This window comes from Formosa sp. L2A11 (assembly GCF_009796865.1).
Lineage (GTDB): Bacteria > Bacteroidota > Bacteroidia > Flavobacteriales > Flavobacteriaceae > Formosa.
The window spans coordinates 1,202,996-1,219,937 of the sequence record NZ_CP047028.1 but is presented as its reverse complement, the minus strand read 5'-3'; the positions used below and the strand labels follow the sequence as shown (position 1 = coordinate 1,219,937).

The 16,942-nt window shown below is 31.7% G+C and carries 15 protein-coding genes; 3 read left to right on the top strand and 12 right to left on the bottom strand.

The features are described 5' to 3' along the window. Nucleotide 1: 1 nt before the first annotated feature. The 4 genes from GQR95_RS05340 to GQR95_RS05330 all read right to left on the bottom strand — a co-directional run bounded on the left by GQR95_RS05340 (nucleotide 2) and on the right by GQR95_RS05330 (nucleotide 7,795). Entirely contained in the window at nucleotides 2-2,767 is a 2,766-nt protein-coding gene (locus GQR95_RS05340) for a PD-(D/E)XK nuclease family protein (protein ID WP_159022179.1), read from the bottom strand. Nucleotides 2,768-2,836: 69 nt separating this feature from the next. Further along, nucleotides 2,837-4,189, bottom strand: a complete 1,353-nt coding sequence (locus GQR95_RS05335; protein WP_159022178.1) for an OmpA family protein — start codon at nucleotides 4,187-4,189, stop codon at nucleotides 2,837-2,839. 428 nt (nucleotides 4,190-4,617) lie between these two features. Next, on the bottom strand, nucleotides 4,618-5,637 hold the full coding sequence (locus tag GQR95_RS16735) for a 3'-5' exonuclease (protein ID WP_233266008.1): 1,020 nt from the start codon (nucleotides 5,635-5,637) through the stop codon (nucleotides 4,618-4,620). After that, the gene (locus GQR95_RS05330) at nucleotides 5,591-7,795 is read right to left on the bottom strand and encodes an exodeoxyribonuclease V subunit beta (protein WP_233266007.1); all 2,205 of its coding nucleotides are present in this window, start codon (nucleotides 7,793-7,795) and stop codon (nucleotides 5,591-5,593) included. The genes GQR95_RS16735 and GQR95_RS05330 overlap by 47 nt, the downstream gene beginning before the upstream one ends. Before the next feature lie 129 nt (nucleotides 7,796-7,924). On the opposite strand from GQR95_RS05330, the gene GQR95_RS05325 reads away from it, so the two are divergent. Beyond that, nucleotides 7,925-8,533 carry a superoxide dismutase gene (locus GQR95_RS05325; RefSeq protein WP_159022177.1) on the top strand — a complete coding sequence of 203 codons (609 nt, stop codon included), beginning with the start codon at nucleotides 7,925-7,927 and terminating at the stop codon, nucleotides 8,531-8,533. Between the two features lie 468 nt (nucleotides 8,534-9,001). Here GQR95_RS05325 and accC read toward each other — a convergent pair whose 3' ends face one another. The 6 genes from accC to pdxA form a co-directional block, all read right to left on the bottom strand. Beyond that, on the bottom strand, nucleotides 9,002-10,357 hold the full coding sequence (gene accC, locus GQR95_RS05320) for an acetyl-CoA carboxylase biotin carboxylase subunit (RefSeq protein ID WP_159022176.1): 1,356 nt from the start codon (nucleotides 10,355-10,357) through the stop codon (nucleotides 9,002-9,004). Between the two features lie 73 nt (nucleotides 10,358-10,430). Further along, the gene (accB, locus tag GQR95_RS05315) at nucleotides 10,431-10,919 is read right to left on the bottom strand and encodes an acetyl-CoA carboxylase biotin carboxyl carrier protein (RefSeq protein ID WP_159022175.1); all 489 of its coding nucleotides are present in this window, start codon (nucleotides 10,917-10,919) and stop codon (nucleotides 10,431-10,433) included. A 36-nt stretch (nucleotides 10,920-10,955) separates the two neighbouring features. After that, complete coding sequence (locus tag GQR95_RS05310) at nucleotides 10,956-11,951, bottom strand: beta-ketoacyl-ACP synthase III (RefSeq protein WP_159022174.1); 996 nt, start codon at nucleotides 11,949-11,951, stop codon at nucleotides 10,956-10,958. 179 nt (nucleotides 11,952-12,130) lie between these two features. Beyond that, nucleotides 12,131-12,334, bottom strand: coding sequence for a 50S ribosomal protein L32 (rpmF, locus tag GQR95_RS05305; RefSeq protein WP_007647175.1), 204 nt, complete (start codon nucleotides 12,332-12,334; stop codon nucleotides 12,131-12,133). A 7-nt stretch (nucleotides 12,335-12,341) separates the two neighbouring features. Next, nucleotides 12,342-12,884, bottom strand: a complete 543-nt coding sequence (locus GQR95_RS05300) for a DUF177 domain-containing protein (RefSeq protein ID WP_159022173.1) — start codon at nucleotides 12,882-12,884, stop codon at nucleotides 12,342-12,344. Between the two features lie 97 nt (nucleotides 12,885-12,981). Next, entirely contained in the window at nucleotides 12,982-14,004 is a 1,023-nt protein-coding gene (gene pdxA / locus GQR95_RS05295) for a 4-hydroxythreonine-4-phosphate dehydrogenase PdxA (RefSeq protein ID WP_159022172.1), read from the bottom strand. A 65-nt stretch (nucleotides 14,005-14,069) separates the two neighbouring features. Between pdxA and GQR95_RS05290 the strand changes: the two genes are divergently transcribed. Next, nucleotides 14,070-14,663 carry a riboflavin synthase gene (locus tag GQR95_RS05290; protein WP_159022171.1) on the top strand — a complete coding sequence of 198 codons (594 nt, stop codon included), beginning with the start codon at nucleotides 14,070-14,072 and terminating at the stop codon, nucleotides 14,661-14,663. Between the two features lie 2 nt (nucleotides 14,664-14,665). On the opposite strand, the gene GQR95_RS05285 is transcribed toward GQR95_RS05290, so the two are convergent. Then, complete coding sequence (locus GQR95_RS05285) at nucleotides 14,666-14,866, bottom strand: PID-CTERM protein-sorting domain-containing protein (RefSeq protein ID WP_159024239.1); 201 nt, start codon at nucleotides 14,864-14,866, stop codon at nucleotides 14,666-14,668. A 373-nt stretch (nucleotides 14,867-15,239) separates the two neighbouring features. Then, nucleotides 15,240-15,626, bottom strand: a complete 387-nt coding sequence (locus GQR95_RS05280) for a VOC family protein (protein WP_159022170.1) — start codon at nucleotides 15,624-15,626, stop codon at nucleotides 15,240-15,242. A gap of 249 nt (nucleotides 15,627-15,875) precedes the next feature. Between GQR95_RS05280 and GQR95_RS05275 the strand changes: the two genes are divergently transcribed. Next, the gene (locus GQR95_RS05275) at nucleotides 15,876-16,913 is read left to right on the top strand and encodes a LacI family DNA-binding transcriptional regulator (protein ID WP_159022169.1); all 1,038 of its coding nucleotides are present in this window, start codon (nucleotides 15,876-15,878) and stop codon (nucleotides 16,911-16,913) included. The last annotated feature ends 29 nt before the right edge of the window (nucleotides 16,914-16,942 follow it).

The window sequence follows — 16,942 nt, the reverse complement described above, 5'->3', positions numbered from 1 at the left end:
CTTAATGGCTTACTTCCTTTTCTTCAAAGTCTTTTTCTGCATCAAAAATATCTAAAATTAAAACCTTAAGTTGCGCTTCAAACAATTGAATAGTATCTTTATTTATATCTGTTATTTTATTCGCACCATAACCTTGTTTATCTTTCTTAGTAAATTTTAAAAAACCTCCGTTTAGATTTTTAAAAGAAATAATTCCTGCTTCTAAGGGAAATTTTAACTTACCATCAGAAAGCATCATAAAGGCATAACATAGAATCTGGAAAGGTTTACTGTATTTAGTATAATCTGTAGTTAATTCGTCCCAATCTACAATTTCTACTTGAGACTGGTTTACTTTCCCCGTTTTATAATCTATAATACGTGTTGTGCCATCGTATTCATCTACGCGATCTACTTTACCACCAATAGTTACAGGAAAATCAAGTTCTGGAATATTAATTTTTACTTGTTTAAAATCGGCTTCAATAGCTATAATTTTAATAACGCGTCCCGCTTTTACTTCTTTAAGTTCTAAGTTTATAAAGTTAGAAACATAGCGTTTGGCGATTTCGAAACTAATTAAATTTTTACCTGTACTAATATCTCCTTTATTAAAAGTCTCTTCAAAATGATGTAAAACGGTACTCGAAATTTTAGTTTTCATTTCGGTAATATGTTCTACCGTTAATTGCGAACCCTGTAACGGTTTGTAAAAATCTTCTAGTGTATTATGTACAACCGTACCTAATGTATTGGCCGCAACAGTTTCTTCAACCTCATCGTATTCCTGAATTTTCAATACTTTTTGAAGATAGAAATCCATTGGATTTCGCATAAAATTAGTTAAAGAAGACGGAGAAAAACCACGCTTTGCAACCTCTTTTAAACGCTTTAAAACCAAAGGAGATTTTGGAACTGTTTTTAATTTTTGTTCCATTAAACTCACTGTTGGCGTAGCAATAGCATATTTTAAAGGATGAATATTCTCTAGTTCTAATTGCGTTAAAAATCTACTTTTTTCTCCACCAGCCAAAGCATCGGGCTCTGTATTATAAATAATATAAACCGTCTTAGCGCGCTGTAACAAACGATAAAAGTGATAGGTATAAACAGCATCTTTCTCTTTAAACGTAGGTAAATTATTTTCTATTTTAACATCTAGAGGAATAAACGAATTATTACTTTTTCCTGCAGGTAAAACACCTTCATTTACAGAAGAAATAATAACCGTATCGAAATCTAAGACACGAGATTCTAACATTCCCATAATTTGCAATCCTTGAAGTGGCTCGCCTTGAAAATCTAAAGTTTCACTACTTAACAGCTCTTTATACACTTGGTGTAACGAACTTATAGACTGAAAATAATTATACGTTATATTTAAACGCTCCAACTCATTAAAAAGCTCATGAAACCTGTAAGTATATTCTAAACTTAAAATATGCTCGTCTTTCTTTATATTTAAATGATCTTTTATTGCAAAAATAAGCGATTTAGAACGCTCTAAAGCTTTTGTAGCATTATTACTCCAAGAACCAAATAACAACGCAATAACGTCTTTAAAAGAACCACACAACTCTACTAAATGCTGTTGTGTAAGAAAAACAATATTATTTGTCTGAATGGTTTCTATTAATGCTGTGGCAACATCTTTATCGTCCTGAAGAAACAAAGGACGTATAAACTGATGCGACAAAATTGAAATAACTTCTTTATAATAAAATGATTTCGGGTTGTTTTTATGAAGGTTAAAAAGACTCTCGAACAATGAAGCCAAAGGAATCGATTTTAAAGGAAACCCCATGGTTACATTCAATTTCTTTATATTATCGGGTATAGAATTTAAAACAGGAAGTAAAAGATCTTCATTCCCTAAAACAATAGCTGTACTCTCTATATTTTTTTTAGTTTTAGTAATGTCTTTTAAAATGTTACCAATATATTTTGCCTGCCCTATATTTTTAGGCACACCAATAATATTAATATTTTTTTCTCCCTTATAATTATCGGTAATCCAATTAAAAGGATGTGTTTTAAAATACGTCCACTTTTTGGCATGTTGCCGTGTAAACAAACCAGCATCGTGTATTGGGTTCTCGTAAAACGTTTTATCTATATCCCAATAAATTAAAGCATCTGTATGTTCTAAGATATGCTGAATAATAGACTCTTCGGCTGTATTCAAAGCATTAAAACCTAAAAACACGTGTTGTATTTTATTTTCTGCTACATATTCACCAACATGAGCATCTGCTTGTCTGTAAACCAAACCCTGATATCCCAGATTATTTTCTAATAAATGGTTTGTAAAATGGGTGTAATATGTATGTAGTTTATTCCAAAATGCTAAATAATTTTTAACAAATTCTGTTTTTTCTGTTTCAAGAGACCAATGTTTTAACTCTTGAATAGCACTTAAATAATCGAATATTTTATCCTGAGGGATAAGATACCTATCGATTTCGTTAAAATCTTGAAGTAGAATTTGTGCCCATTTGGAAAACACTTCAAACGAATCTGGTTGTGCTTCTGTATTAAGCGTAATGTATGTGTGATAAAATTGAAAAAGTAATTCTGTATTCGAAACTGTTTTTATTCCAGAAATAGATTCAACAAAGTCTTCGATACTTAATATTTCTGGAGCAAACATGGTTTGCTTAGTCGATCTTGAAAGCTGATGCTTTAAGAACGTACCAGCACGTTTACTAGGAAGAATAAATTTTAATTCGGAAAGGTTAAGCCCTTTCTCTTGTAGGTTTACAATAACCTCTTCTATAAAAGTTCTCATTGCATAAAAATAAAAAACGCCCCGAATAAACGGGGCGTTTTCTAAAATTATATTTTAACAGATTTAGTCTTATTTAACTAAGTTAATTTCAACACGTCTGTTATTAGCTCTACCAGCTCTAGTTTTGTTAGAATCGATTGGCTTAGTTTCACCGTAACCTTTAGAAGATAATCTAAATTCGTTAACTCCGTTTTTCACTAAGTAATCTTTTACAGATAATGCTCTAGATTCAGATAACTTCATGTTTAAAGCATCAGATCCTACACTATCAGTATGACCTTCTACTGTAAATTTAGCATTAGGGTATTCTTTTAAGATATCAATGATGTTAGCTAATACTTCTTCAGAATGTTTTTTGATAGAAGATTTTCCAGTTTGGAATAAAATAGTTTTAGCGTAAGCATTTAAAGATTTTTGAACTGCTTCAGAAACTTCAGGACAACCGTTGTTTGCAACAGTACCAGGAACGTCTGGACATTTATCATCTTTATCTACTACAGTATCACCATCTTTATCAGGCCAAGGACATCCCATGTTTTCAGAAGGACCAGCAACGTTAGGACATTTATCATCTCCATCAGCTACACCATCTGCATCAGCATCAGGACAACCGTTTAATTCTTTTAATCCAGCAACAGTTGGACAAGCATCATCAGGATCAGCTACACCGTCTCCGTCAGTATCAGGACAACCGTTAAACTCAGCTGTACCAGCTTCGTTAGGACAAGTATCTTTACTGTCTTCGATACCATCACCGTCAGTATCAGGACAACCATTAAACATTGCTAAACCAAATACATCTGGACAAGCATCGTTTTTGTCGTAAATTCCATCTTTATCAGTATCAGTTCCACCAAATTTGATAGTAATTCCAGCAGTATGTTGGAAGTGAGAATCTAAGTAATCTTCGAAAGCATGTTTGTAAGAAGATTGTAAAGTAAGACCAATGTTATCAGTAAACCAAACATTGAAACCTAAAGTACCATTAACAGTACCAGCACCAATTTCGTCTACCCAAGTGTAACCTCCACCAACTCCTACGAAAGGATTGAAAACACTAGTTTCTAAGAAACTGTATTTGAAAGTACCATCAATTCCGTAGTAAGATAAATCATCTACAGAAGAATCTCCGTAATTTTCAATTTTATTAATAGAACCAGCTACTCCAAAAGATAACCCATCAGTGATGTGACGTGCTACAGAAATAGTTGATAAAGAAGGTAAAATATTCCAGTGATCACCTACGTTGAAGTATTCGTCTCCGAAACCTTCGCTAAATGGTGCATCGTCTCCGTTAGGATAGAAATCCACTGCATTTACTCCAAAGCTAATCGCCCATGGGTTGTTTTCATCTTGCGCATAAGTGTTGCTAAAACCAAATACCAGCAACATTGCGAACAATAATCTGCTAAGATTTTTCATATTCAAAAGTTTAATTTTTAAGTGTTAATTGTCAACAAAAGTAAGTTGTTAAATATTATTAACAAAGACAAATATAAAAAAATATTAACAACTTTTATGAAAGTCACTGTGTTTAGAAGGGTTTTACATAAGTCTTAGCAATTTTAACACCTTAATAACTGTAACTATTACATTATATAGATATTATTCTCTGTAAATCTTAAAATTAACTACAGATTTTTAACTCAAAAAAAGCCCATAAATGCCTTTTTTACAAAAAGCTATTTAACATATTAGAATATCATTTAACAAAACAAATCACAAAGAAACAATAATGTTAATTAGCTGTTATTATAAACATATTTTACCATTATAATTAAAGAACTAATTACACTACAATGTAAAGAACACTTAATTCCTTATTCTGAATATTAAAATAACCTGTATTTTTAAGCGTACATAACCTGAATATCATCATTTATATAAACCAAAATCTTTTTATCGACTTCAAAATGCATTGCTTCTATACTATGTTGGTAATCGTTAAGCTGTTCTTTATGTTTTTCTAATTCAGTTCCAGTTTTATAATCTATAATTACAACTTTATTGTCTGGAGCTATAACCAAGCGATCGGGTCTTAATATAACACCATCTGCATTAATAATATCACGTTCTGTATAAATGGTATTATGTGATGTATAGTATGTTTGAAGTTCTGTATGGTCTATAATTTGTAAAATACTATCGTGAAGACCTCCAAACTGATCTTTAGAAATAAGTCCAGATTGTTCTGCTTGATTTAAAACCAGCTCAACATCTTCATCTGTTTTTATTTTAGCCATTAAATTATGGACTAAATTTCCTTTTTCAATGGCATCTTGCTGCTTGGTGTCCCATAAATAACCACTATTTGCAATGATTTTTATATTGTGATCTTTTTTAGCAGTAGAAATAAACTCTAAATTAAGCTGCTCGGGCTTATTTTCCTTTTTTTTCGGATTTTTTTCTCGTTCTATTATCTTTTTGGGATCTCCAAATTGATAGGTATAAGTAGTGTCTTGCCACAATCCGTTTTGCATTAAATAGTCTATAAATAAACCGCTATACTTTTTAGTATTTACATTCTGTTTTGCATCGAAAGCCAAGCTACTTATAATGTATAATTGTTGGACTGGTCGTGTTAAAGCAACATATAACAAGTTAAGATTATCTAATTCCAATTCCGATTGATGTCTTGTACTTATAGCTAGACCTTCTTCTCCAAATTCTTCGAAATTAGATTTATTATAATCTAATAGTGTAAACGGAAAACCACTAAATGCATCTGCATTTATAGGAAACCATTCTTTAGGCTCTATTTCTTCGTAAACATTTAAATCCGCAAACGGAAAAATAACCACAGGAAACTCTAAACCTTTAGATTTATGAATGGTCATGATTTGCACCGCATCTTGTCCTTCTGGCGACACGATACTCAGTTTTATCAATTTTAGCTTCAAAATACTCTAAGAATCCGAAAATATCCGAGCCTTTTTTCTGAGTATATTCTAAAACCACATCTAGAAAATACTGAACATATGCATTAGAATCTTCTACTAAATTAAATTCTCTCACCAAAGTTTCAAACATATCAAACAATGGTAATTGTATTAAAGCCTTCGCGTTTGTAACTATTCCGAATTGATTGAAACTAGCAAACAAAGCTTCATTGTCTAGCGAGATGTGCTGCGTTAAGAATTCATGTTTATCTTCAACTTTAAATTTATCGGCTAAAAAATATAGAATTTCAGCTTTAATTTCTGCATTTTTTGGCTGAAACAATAAAGTAGCAACATGTGTAATAAAGAGCACTTCTGGCGCTTGTTTAATAAGTAATAATTCTGAAGAAATAATAGGAATAGATTTCTGACTTAAATAATTTGCAGTGGCTACAGCATTTTTCTTCTTTCTAACCAGAATACAAATATCTTTTAATTGAAACCCGTTGTCCTGACACGTTACAATTGTATTATAAATTTGTTCAGGATAAAGCACGTCTCGATCTTCATCTTTTAAATCTAAAAAAGAAATATCTACATAACCTGAATTTGAATTCTTTTGATGCTGACTGGCACGCTGATATAATTTACCATAGGTTTCGTTACTAAAAGCTACACCAGATAAATACTCGAAAAACGTATTATTAAAATGAATAACTTCCTTAAAACTTCTATAATTAGTATCTAAATTTTCAAGTGTTTTTGGTGTATTAAATGGATTAAAATTAAACTCAGGGTCGGACAATTCTATAAATTGTTCTGCTTTCCCGCCACGCCATCTGTAAATAGCCTGTTTAGCATCGCCCACAAGCATTAACGATCCTGGATCTTTTTCAATATCATGCGCATCTATAGCTTCAGATATTAGCGGAATTAAATTATTCCATTGCATGGTAGATGTATCCTGAAATTCGTCAATAAAGTAGTGATTAAACTTCTCTCCTAAACGCTCGTATATAAAAGGAGTAGGTTGTGCTTTAATTTCATTACTTATTAAGGTATTAAATTCTGAAATTAGCATTTTATTATCTTCCGTCTTAAGCGCTATCAATTCCTGATTAATGGCATTTAAAACCGAAAGTTGGGTTAAATTTTTATAGATTGTTTTTCTAAGCTTAAGAGAAAAATATAAGGCTTTAGATGTATTAAATTGTTCTGCTATTTTAGGCTGAAGACTATCTATTGTGCCTGCCAGTTCAGGATCTTTCTTTACACGTGCAGGATATAATGGGTGCGTTTCTAGTTTATTTTGCCATGCGGTATTAAAACTAACATTTAAATCGCCTTCACTTAATTTTTCAAAATATTTTGGAGCATATTTTCCTGAAAAATCGGCAAATTCGATACCATTATTTTTTATAAGTTCTAAAAACGCAACACCAACCTGAACAAGTTCTGTTTCGAAAGATTTTATTTCTGTCCTTAATTGTTTTTTAAGGGTATTAAAATCAGACAATGTTTTGTCTTTTAACTCGGCTAAATACGGAATATCATTTTCAAAAATAAGTAGTTTTGCAATCTGGTTAAGATCTAAAGCAATATTCCAACTTTTATCATCGTCTGCTTTCTCGAGTGCAAATTGTACTAAGACCTCTGTAATTTCTTTATTTGTTCCTGCTTTTGCAATTAATCTATCTACCGCTTTATTTAGAAGACTTTCTGAATCTAAATCGACTTCAAAATTTAAAGGCAGCTTTAAATCGTGAGCAAACGTCCTAATAATTCTATGTGTAAATCCATCTATAGTAGAAATCTCGAACGCTGCATAATTATGAATAATAGTATGCAGCAACATTTTAGATTTACTATGTAATGCTTCGGGTTCCATTTGCAACTCTTCACATAACAAACCAAACATATCATTACCACCATTAAGCACATCTTCGTTGGAGAACTCTTTAAGCGTATTTACAATACGCTCTTTCATCTCAAACACAGCCTTATTGGTAAAGGTTATAGCTAAAATATTTTTAAACTGAAAGTGACTCTTAGATTTAAATAAGATTGTTAGATAAGCTTTTACAAGTGTAAAAGTTTTTCCACTCCCTGCAGAGGCATCATAAATAGAAAAAGTTGTACTAGGCTCCATACTTCATTAAAAATTTAAGACAAGATAAAAACTATCGATGATTTGATAACTATTAATTATTTTTAATTGACGTGTATTATACTTAAATTTGAAAAAGGAATTTTTATTAATCATAAATACAATAATATTATGGCTTTCGAATTACCGAAATTACAATATGCTTACGATGCATTAGAACCAAATATCGATGCACGTACAATGGAAATACATCACACAAAACACCACCAAGGATATACTACCAAATTAAACGGCGCTATTGAAGGAACAGACTTAGCAGGAAAATCTATTGAAGATATTCTTACAGGTTTAGACATGAGTAACAGTGCAGTTAGAAATAACGGTGGTGGATTTTACAATCACTCATTATTCTGGGAAGTAATGAATCCAGAAGGTAAAGGACGTTTATCTGGAGAATTAAAAACAGCTATTGAAGATGCTTTTGAATCTGTAGATGCTTTTAAACAAGCTTTTAGTAATGCAGCTGCAACACAATTTGGTTCTGGATGGGCTTGGTTATGTGTACATAAAGGAGGAAAAGTATCTGTATGTTCTACTCCAAACCAAGACAACCCATTAATGCCAGGTGTTGATTGCGAAGGAACTCCAATTTTAGGATTAGACGTTTGGGAACATGCTTATTATTTAAACTACCAAAACAGAAGACCAGACTATATTAATGCATTTTTTAATGTAATTAACTGGAATGAAGTTGAACGTCGTTACGCTGAAGCAAAATAAGACGAAATATATTTTATATTGAAATCGGGCTATATTCTTATAGTCCGATTTTTTTTGTTAGAAACTATAGAAAATGAAAAAGGCGAACCTATTAAGTTCACCTTTTTGCCCCAAATCTACCATGAACTTAACCTACTTATGTTATGGTAAGGCAAATATATGATGGGTTACCATATTTTAAAAAAAATATTAGTTAAACGGAATAAAACGAGGTTAAACTACCTTTTTTCCAAAGGTTTTCTTATGTTAAGGTAATAAATCGCTAAAAAACAAAAGGATTTCTATTTTTAAATGAAGTGATTAATAGTATAAATAATAAATTTAAATAGAAAATCTAAGAGGATAATAAATGAAAATGAATGTTTTGAATAGAAACAAACTCTAATACATGCCTATACTTATTTGACTTTAACAGTAAATAAATATCAAAAAAAAGCTCCGAATGATTTTCATTCGGAGCTTTATGTTTTAATCTTCTACTGGAGGTTTTTCCATTACGAAATCTTCCATGAATTTTGTGGTATACTTACCAGACACATAATCTGGATGTTCCATTAACTGTCTATGAAAAGGAATTGTTGTTTTAACTCCTTCTATGACGAACTCATCTAGAGCACGTTTCATCTTACTTATAGCCTCTTCACGTGTTTGCGCTGTTGTAATTAACTTTGCAATCATAGAATCGTAATTAGGCGGTATACTGTAACCAGCATACACATGTGTATCTAAACGCACACCATGACCTCCCGGCGCATGTAACGTTGTAATACGTCCTGGAGAAGGTCTAAAATCATGATATGGATCTTCCGCATTAATACGACACTCTATAGCGTGTAAGTTTGGCGTATAGTTTTTACCTGAAATTGGTTCTCCGGCCGCAACAAGAATTTGTTCTCGAACTAAATCAAAATCAATAACTTGCTCTGTTATAGGATGCTCTACTTGAATACGTGTATTCATTTCCATAAAGTAGAAGTTACGGTGTTTATCTACTAAAAACTCGATAGTTCCAACACCTTCATACTTAATATACTCTGCAGCACGCACAGCAGATTCTCCCATTGCCTGACGTAATTTCTTAGTCATAAACGGAGAAGGCACTTCTTCTGTTAATTTTTGATGACGACGTTGTACTGAACAATCACGTTCAGACAAGTGACATGCCTTTCCTGAAGAATCCCCTACAATTTGAATTTCAATATGTCTTGGCTCTTCAATAAGTTTTTCCATGTACATAGCGTCGTTCCCAAAGGAAGCTTTTGCTTCTTGACGAGCAGAATCCCAAGCATCTTTTAAATCTTCAGGTTTAAAAACACCACGCATACCTTTACCACCACCACCGGCAGTAGCTTTAAGCATTACAGGATATCCAGTCTCTATAGCAATTGCTTCACAAGTTTCAAAATCAGGAATAATACCCTCACTACCAGGCACACAAGGTACTCCAGCAGCTCTCATAGTTTCTTTTGCAGTTGCTTTATCTCCCATTTTAGAGATCATATCTGCAGATGCACCTATGAATTTGATATCGTGCTCCTCACATATTTTAGAAAATTTTGCATTTTCTGAAAGGAACCCGTATCCAGGATGAATTGCGTCTGCATTTGTAATTTCTGCAGCAGCAATAATATTAGACATTTTTAAATAAGAATCTACACTTGGTGGTGGACCAATGCATACAGCTTCGTCTGCAAATTTTACATGCAAACTTTCTGCATCGGCTGTAGAATACACTGCAACCGTTTTAATTCCCATTTCTTTACAGGTTCTAATAACACGCAGTGCTATTTCTCCTCTATTAGCTATTAATATTTTCTTAAACATAACATATATAATTTAAAAATCTCAAATTCCAAATACCAAGCGATTGGGATTTGTTTTGGAATTTCAAAATTTGTTATGATGGATCTACCAAAAATAACGGTTGATCAAATTCTACAGGAGACGAATCGTCTACAAGTATTTTAACAATTTTACCAGAAACTTCTGATTCAATTTCGTTAAAAAGTTTCATGGCTTCAATAATACAAAGTACATCACCTTCGTGTATTGTTTGACCAACTTCTACAAACAATGGTTTGTCCGGAGATGGTTTTCTATACAAGGTTCCAATAATTGGAGACTTAATTGTAATATATTTTGAATCTGCTTCTGATTGTGCTGCTGCTGCAGCTGCTTCAGGAGTTGTTGCCACTACAGGTTGCATAACAGGAGCCTGAGCTACAGGAGCACCTACAGGTATTTGTTGTACATAAGTTGTAGTTTCACCTTTTTCGTCACCACCTGTTTTGATGGTAATCTTTACATCGTCTGTTTCTAATTTAACCTCGCTTGCTCCAGATTTAGCAACAAATTTGATTAAATTTTGAATGTCTTTTAAATCCATAATAAATTAGATTTTAAAATAAGTTATTATTAGTGATTAGGAATTGTATGCCCAAGTTAAATATATAGATCCCCAAGTAAAACCACCTCCAAAGGCTGCAAAAACTAACTTATCGCCTTTTTTTAGTTGTTTTTCATAATCAAAAAGTAACAATGGTAATGTAGCAGAAGTTGTGTTACCATACTTTGCAATATTAGTCATTACTTTTTCAGAATCTAAATCTATTCTATTTGCTGTTGCATCTATAATACGCTTGTTTGCTTGGTGGGCTACTAACCAAGAAATTTCGTCTTTAGATAAATTGTTTCGTTCTAATATTTTTACAGCAACATCTGCCATATTAGACACAGCATTTTTAAATACTGTTTTTCCATCCTGAAACACATAGTGTTTACCTTCTGATAAAGCATCTGAAGTAAGAGGAAAAGATGATCCGCCATAAGTAGCTTGTAGAAAATCTCTACCACAACCATCGCTTCTTAAATACTCATCGTGTAAACCTAAACCTTCTTCATTAGGTTCAAATAACACTGCACCGGCACCATCACCAAATATAATACAGGTAGCACGGTCTTTATAATTAATCATTGAAGAGTTTTTATCTGCCCCAATAAGTAATATCTTTTTATAACGTCCGCTTTCAATATAACTAGACGCTGTAGACATTCCGAATAAAAAGCTTGAACAAGCCGCTTCTAAATCGAAAGAAAACGCATTAACAGCTCCAATTTCTGTTGCTGTAAACGCAGCTGTTGCTGCTGCTTTCATGTCTGGTGTAGCAGTTGCTACAATAACTAAATCTATTTCTTTAGGATCTACTCCAGACTTATTGATAAGATCTTGAGCTGCCTTAATAGCAAGAAAGGAAGTTCCCTTACCGTCTTCTTTTAAAATACGGCGTTCTTTAATACCAGTTCGTGAAACAATCCATTCATCATTGGTTTCAACCATAGACTCTAACATCTTGTTTGTTAAAACATCCTCTGGCACATATCCTCCTACAGCTGTTATAGCCGCTGTTATTTTACCCATAAATATAAATTATTGAACCAAAGTTTAAAATAAATTAGACCTAAAACATAAATTTTACGGCCAAATTACTTAATTTTTTAGTTTAATTAGATGCAAATTAAGTTGTTTTTGACTTATAGAAAACTATATGACAAAAAAAACGCTCACAAGGAGCGTTTTTTTATATGCGTGCATAATAATTATGCTAGATTCTCTTCTACTTCAGAGTTGTCAATTAATACTTGACCTCTGTAATATAATTTACCTTCGTGCCAGTGTGCTCTATGATACAAGTGAGCTTCTCCTGTTGTTGGACACGTAGCAATTTGTGGCGCAGTTGCTTTATAATGTGTTCTTCTTTTATCTCTTCTTGTTTTCGAGATTTTTCTTTTAGGATGTGCCATTTTCTATTTATTTATTATCCGTTAATAGTTTCTTTAATGTATTCCAACGAGGGTCTGACTCCTCTTGGTCTTTCTTTTCTTCCTTAATTTTAGGACTTAATTCTTCTAATTTGTCAAGTATTTCTGACTCCAACGTACCATCTTCAACTCCTGGATGTACGTGTTTTGATGGAACCGCTAATACAATTAATTCGTAAATATACTGTTGTATATTTAATTCATACTCCCCATGAGGAATAATTAACATATCAATTTCATCGTCATTATACTCATCACCAAAATTCACTACCAAATCAAATTCATTTTGAATAGGTTGATCGTAAGGTTCATTTGTAACATCACAATAAACATTTACAGTTCCTGAGATCTCAAAATGCAATTCTAGTAAGGTTGTCTTTTTTTCTAAAACAACATCTACATGTATATTAGCATCATTAAAATCTTCATACTCAAAATGAGTAAAAAACTCTTGTCCAATTTGATATTCGAATTGATGTTTTCCTAATTTTAATCCAATAAATTGAATTGTAAATTCTTTCAACAGCTTCATTTTCATATCTAATTTGAGCCTGCAAATATAGGAATTATTATTTTACACAAGCCTACTTATAAACATTTTTTTGTTTATATCTTTTTTATTCGATATTTTATACTCGTTTTACAAGCTCCTCGTACTCTAAACGATGCTTAAAAATCTGTATACCTGCAAATAAAGCTTCTTTAAAAGATTCTTCATTCGCAATACCTTTTCCTGCAATTTCAAAGGCTGTACCGTGATCTGGCGATGTTCTTACCTTATTTAGTCCTGCTGTATAGTTAACACCTTCTCCAAAAGACAGTGTTTTAAACGGAATTAAACCTTGATCGTGATACGAAGCAATTATAGCATCGAAATTTTTATAATTATTCGATCCAAAAAAACTATCTGCAGCATAAGGGCCAAAAACTAATTTACCACTTTCTTTAATTTTAGCTAAAGTAGGACGTAAAACAGTATCGTCCTCTACTCCTATAACACCATTATCTCCCGTATGTGGATTTATACCTAATACAGCAATTTTTGGTTTAGAGATTTGAAAATCTTGTTGAAGCGACTTGTAAACCGTGTTAATTTTGCTCTCAATTAACTCTGGTGTGATGTGATTTGCAATTTCACTTACTGGCACATGATCTGTTAATAAACCCACTTTTAAAAAATCGGTTATCATAAACATTAAACTATCGCCTTCTAACTGTTGCGCCAAATAATCTGTATGTCCTGGGAACTTAAAGTCTTCAGATTGTATGTTATGCTTATTTATAGGTGCTGTAACCAATACATCTATTGCGCCATCTTTTAATGCAGAAGTTGCTGCAGCAAGCGATTTAATAGCATACGCTCCTATTTTAAAATCTTCTTTACCAAAATTGATAGACACATTCTCTTTCCAAACATTAATGACATTAATCTTACCAATAACGATTTGATTGATGTGATTAATACCATTAAAATTGATATCCATTTTAAAATGACCCTTTAAAAAAGACATCACCTTAACGGAAGCAAAAATCACTGGAGTACAAAATTCTAAAATTCGAGGGTCTTCAAAAGTCTTTAAGACAATTTCACCTCCAATACCATTCAAGTCTCCAATTGAAATTCCAACTATAATATTTTCTTCTTTCTTCATTAAACTTGATAACTATTTTGTTCGTAATTTTACCTCTACAAATTTAACCAAATAAATGAAATAATATGTTTACAGGAATAATAGAAAATTTAGGTCGTGTTACTAATCTTAAATCAGATCAAGACAACCTACATGTAACCATAGAAAGCAACTTGGCTTCTGAACTAAAGATAGACCAAAGTGTAGCTCATAATGGTGTATGTTTAACTGTTGTAGATATTAAAGACAATACTTATACAGTAACAGCAATACAAGAAACTCTAAATAAAACAAACTTAGGCTCTTTACAAATAGATGATTTAGTAAATTTAGAACGTGCCATGTTATTAGGAAACAGACTAGACGGTCACATTGTTCAAGGTCATGTAGACCAAACAGCTAAATGTATAGATTTTAAAGAAACTTCTGGAAGCTGGTTATTTACTTTTGAATACGACAAAACACTTAATAATATTACTATTGAAAAAGGATCTATAACAGTAAACGGAACCAGTTTAACGGTAGTAAATTCTAAACGTAATCAATTTAGTGTAGCAATTATTCCTTTCACTTTTGAACATACTAACTTTAAATATTTTAAAATAGGCGATGCTGTGAATTTAGAATTTGATGTTTTAGGGAAGTATGTAAAACGTTTATTGGAATTTGATATAAAGTAACCTTAGCTATTTAAAGATTTTTTAATACCATAAAAAGCACCTGCAGCAATAAGTAAAGACAAACCACCATCAACAGGAGCACCTGGAGGTGTTGGAGCACCTTGTGTACTTGGAGTAGGCGGTGTATTATTTCCCGATTGTGCAAAACACATAGACCCTGCAAGTAAAAAAACTAGTAAAATGAATTTATATTTATTCTGCATCACATTAGTTCTGGGTTAATTAAATTTAACCGTATAGGTTATATAAAAATTAAATCTATGCTATACTGTTAATCTAATCTTTATAATCGGGGGTAAATTTAATACAAAAACATCGACTTAAACAAGTATTTATTACGCTATTTACGAGATTTCATTGTTTTTTTCCGCTTTCAAGTATTTAATTTCTTAGTTATTTTACTCAAATATTAAAATTCAGATTAAGAATTGTATAGATTACAAAAAACATTATATCAGAATATTACCAGACTAGCTAAACTCTTAAAAAAAAAGATTAGTCTTTACAGATAAAACATAAAATCACCATATATTTTTAAAATACTTATCGAAAATATATGATGAATCTATCTTGAAATTACACTAAAGGTGTTGCCCGCTCGCATAGTTGAAGTGGTAATCCCCAAGGGTCTCGCAACATAACTAAATGCGAACCATCTGTTAATTTAGCATCATCTATAAGTGTTGCACCTTCTTCTATTAGCTTATTTTTTAAGGTTTCTGCATCATCTGTTTTAAAAGCAAAATGGAATGTTAAATGATGTTTTTTTTTAAAATTAGTAATAGGAAAATCTGGCTGATAATATAATTCGCAAACTAGACGATTTTCTGAATCTGCCAAGAAGGTTACAAAAGGAGCTTCGTCCTTATCTACTACTTTTTTCATCTGTAAATGGGTGCAATACCAATCACTTACTTCTTTCGGATTTTTTAAATTTAGGGCAAAATGTTCAAATGCTAACATAATAAATATTTAAGACTTAAAAATACGGATTATAACCCTTTATACTATTCTAAATCGAGAATAATTACTCGAAAAACAAGGTAAAATTAAGAACTAATTATTCTTACATCTTTAAATATTATTAGAAACAAAAAACTTAAAACACTTCCATAAAATGGTATAAATTAATTTGAATTGTTTATTGATTAAAATTTAGGCTATTTTCATACTTTTATACTGATTAATCAATAACATTAATTTTAATCTTTCATGAAACAACGCACCACATTAAAACAAATTGCAAAAATATTTAATGTGTCTATAGCAACGGTGTCTAAAGCTTTAAAAGACAGCCATGAAATTAGTATTGCTACCAAACTAAAAATTCAAGAATACGCCAAACAACACAACTACAGGCCAAATAGCATAGCATTAAGTTTACTTAATAAAAAAACAAAAACTATTGGCGTTATTATGCCCTCTATATTGAATCCGTTTTTTGTAAAAACATTTAGTGGGGTAGAACAAATTGCTAATGATAAAGGCTATAACGTTATTACAATTGTATCTCATGGGAAATTAGAAAAGGAAATTACATCTATAAACATGCTAGAAAATGGTATTATAGATGGCTTACTCATTTCTTTAAGTGAAGAAACAGAGGCAAAACAACATTTTAAACATCTTGAAGAGTTTATAGATAACGCTGGCCCTATTGTGATGTTCGATCGTGTTTCAGATTCAATAAATACGGATAAAGTTATTGTAGACGATTTTAACTGCGCATATAAGGCTACCGAACACTTAATAAAAACAGGATGTAAACACATTTCGGTTGTATCGACTTTAGATAATGTTGGGATTATTAAACTTAGAATTGATGGGTATTTAAAAGCTTTAGAAGATTATAAAATCCCTGTAAACAAAAAGATAATAAACGTTATAAAACCGGGTTACGATTTTGAAACGGAAATAAAAACCATGCTAGATTACCAAAAGGTTGATGCTATTATTGGTCTTGAAGAATTTTCGGCAGTAGAATCTATGATCATAGCGCAAGATCGAGGTTACACTATTCCAAATGCTATTTCTATAATAAGCTTTACAAATAGCGATTTTTTTAAATACACAAAACCATCCATTACGTGCATAAATCAGCACAGTGTATTTATGGGAAAAACAGCTGCAGAAATTTTAATTTCGAGAATAGAACAACCAACAGATACTAATACTATTTTTCAAACCAAAACAATTAAAACTACCCTTGTAGAAAGAAACAGCACAAAACAAATAGCTAATAACTATTAATCTTGTGCCGTTTATATAAGTATTCAAAA

Excerpts from the sequence above, each read along its gene's own strand:
- GQR95_RS05280 (WP_159022170.1), bottom strand. The coding sequence starts at position 15,626 with ATGTTAGCATTTGAACATTTTGCCCTAAATTTAAAAAATCCGAAAGAA.
- rpmF (WP_007647175.1), bottom strand. The coding sequence starts at position 12,334 with ATGGCACATCCTAAAAGAAAAATCTCGAAAACAAGAAGAGATAAAAGA.
- GQR95_RS05335 (WP_159022178.1), bottom strand. The coding sequence starts at position 4,189 with ATGAAAAATCTTAGCAGATTATTGTTCGCAATGTTGCTGGTATTTGGT.
- GQR95_RS05310 (WP_159022174.1), bottom strand. The coding sequence starts at position 11,951 with ATGGGTAAAATAACAGCGGCTATAACAGCTGTAGGAGGATATGTGCCA.
- GQR95_RS05325 (WP_159022177.1), top strand. The coding sequence starts at position 7,925 with ATGGCTTTCGAATTACCGAAATTACAATATGCTTACGATGCATTAGAA.
- GQR95_RS05285 (WP_159024239.1), bottom strand. The coding sequence starts at position 14,866 with ATGCAGAATAAATATAAATTCATTTTACTAGTTTTTTTACTTGCAGGG.
- GQR95_RS05340 (WP_159022179.1), bottom strand. The coding sequence starts at position 2,767 with ATGAGAACTTTTATAGAAGAGGTTATTGTAAACCTACAAGAGAAAGGG.
- accC (WP_159022176.1), bottom strand. The coding sequence starts at position 10,357 with ATGTTTAAGAAAATATTAATAGCTAATAGAGGAGAAATAGCACTGCGT.
- accB (WP_159022175.1), bottom strand. The coding sequence starts at position 10,919 with ATGGATTTAAAAGACATTCAAAATTTAATCAAATTTGTTGCTAAATCT.
- GQR95_RS05330 (WP_233266007.1), bottom strand. The coding sequence starts at position 7,795 with ATGGAGCCTAGTACAACTTTTTCTATTTATGATGCCTCTGCAGGGAGT.
- GQR95_RS05290 (WP_159022171.1), top strand. The coding sequence starts at position 14,070 with ATGTTTACAGGAATAATAGAAAATTTAGGTCGTGTTACTAATCTTAAA.
- pdxA (WP_159022172.1), bottom strand. The coding sequence starts at position 14,004 with ATGAAGAAAGAAGAAAATATTATAGTTGGAATTTCAATTGGAGACTTG.
- GQR95_RS05275 (WP_159022169.1), top strand. The coding sequence starts at position 15,876 with ATGAAACAACGCACCACATTAAAACAAATTGCAAAAATATTTAATGTG.
- GQR95_RS05300 (WP_159022173.1), bottom strand. The coding sequence starts at position 12,884 with ATGAAGCTGTTGAAAGAATTTACAATTCAATTTATTGGATTAAAATTA.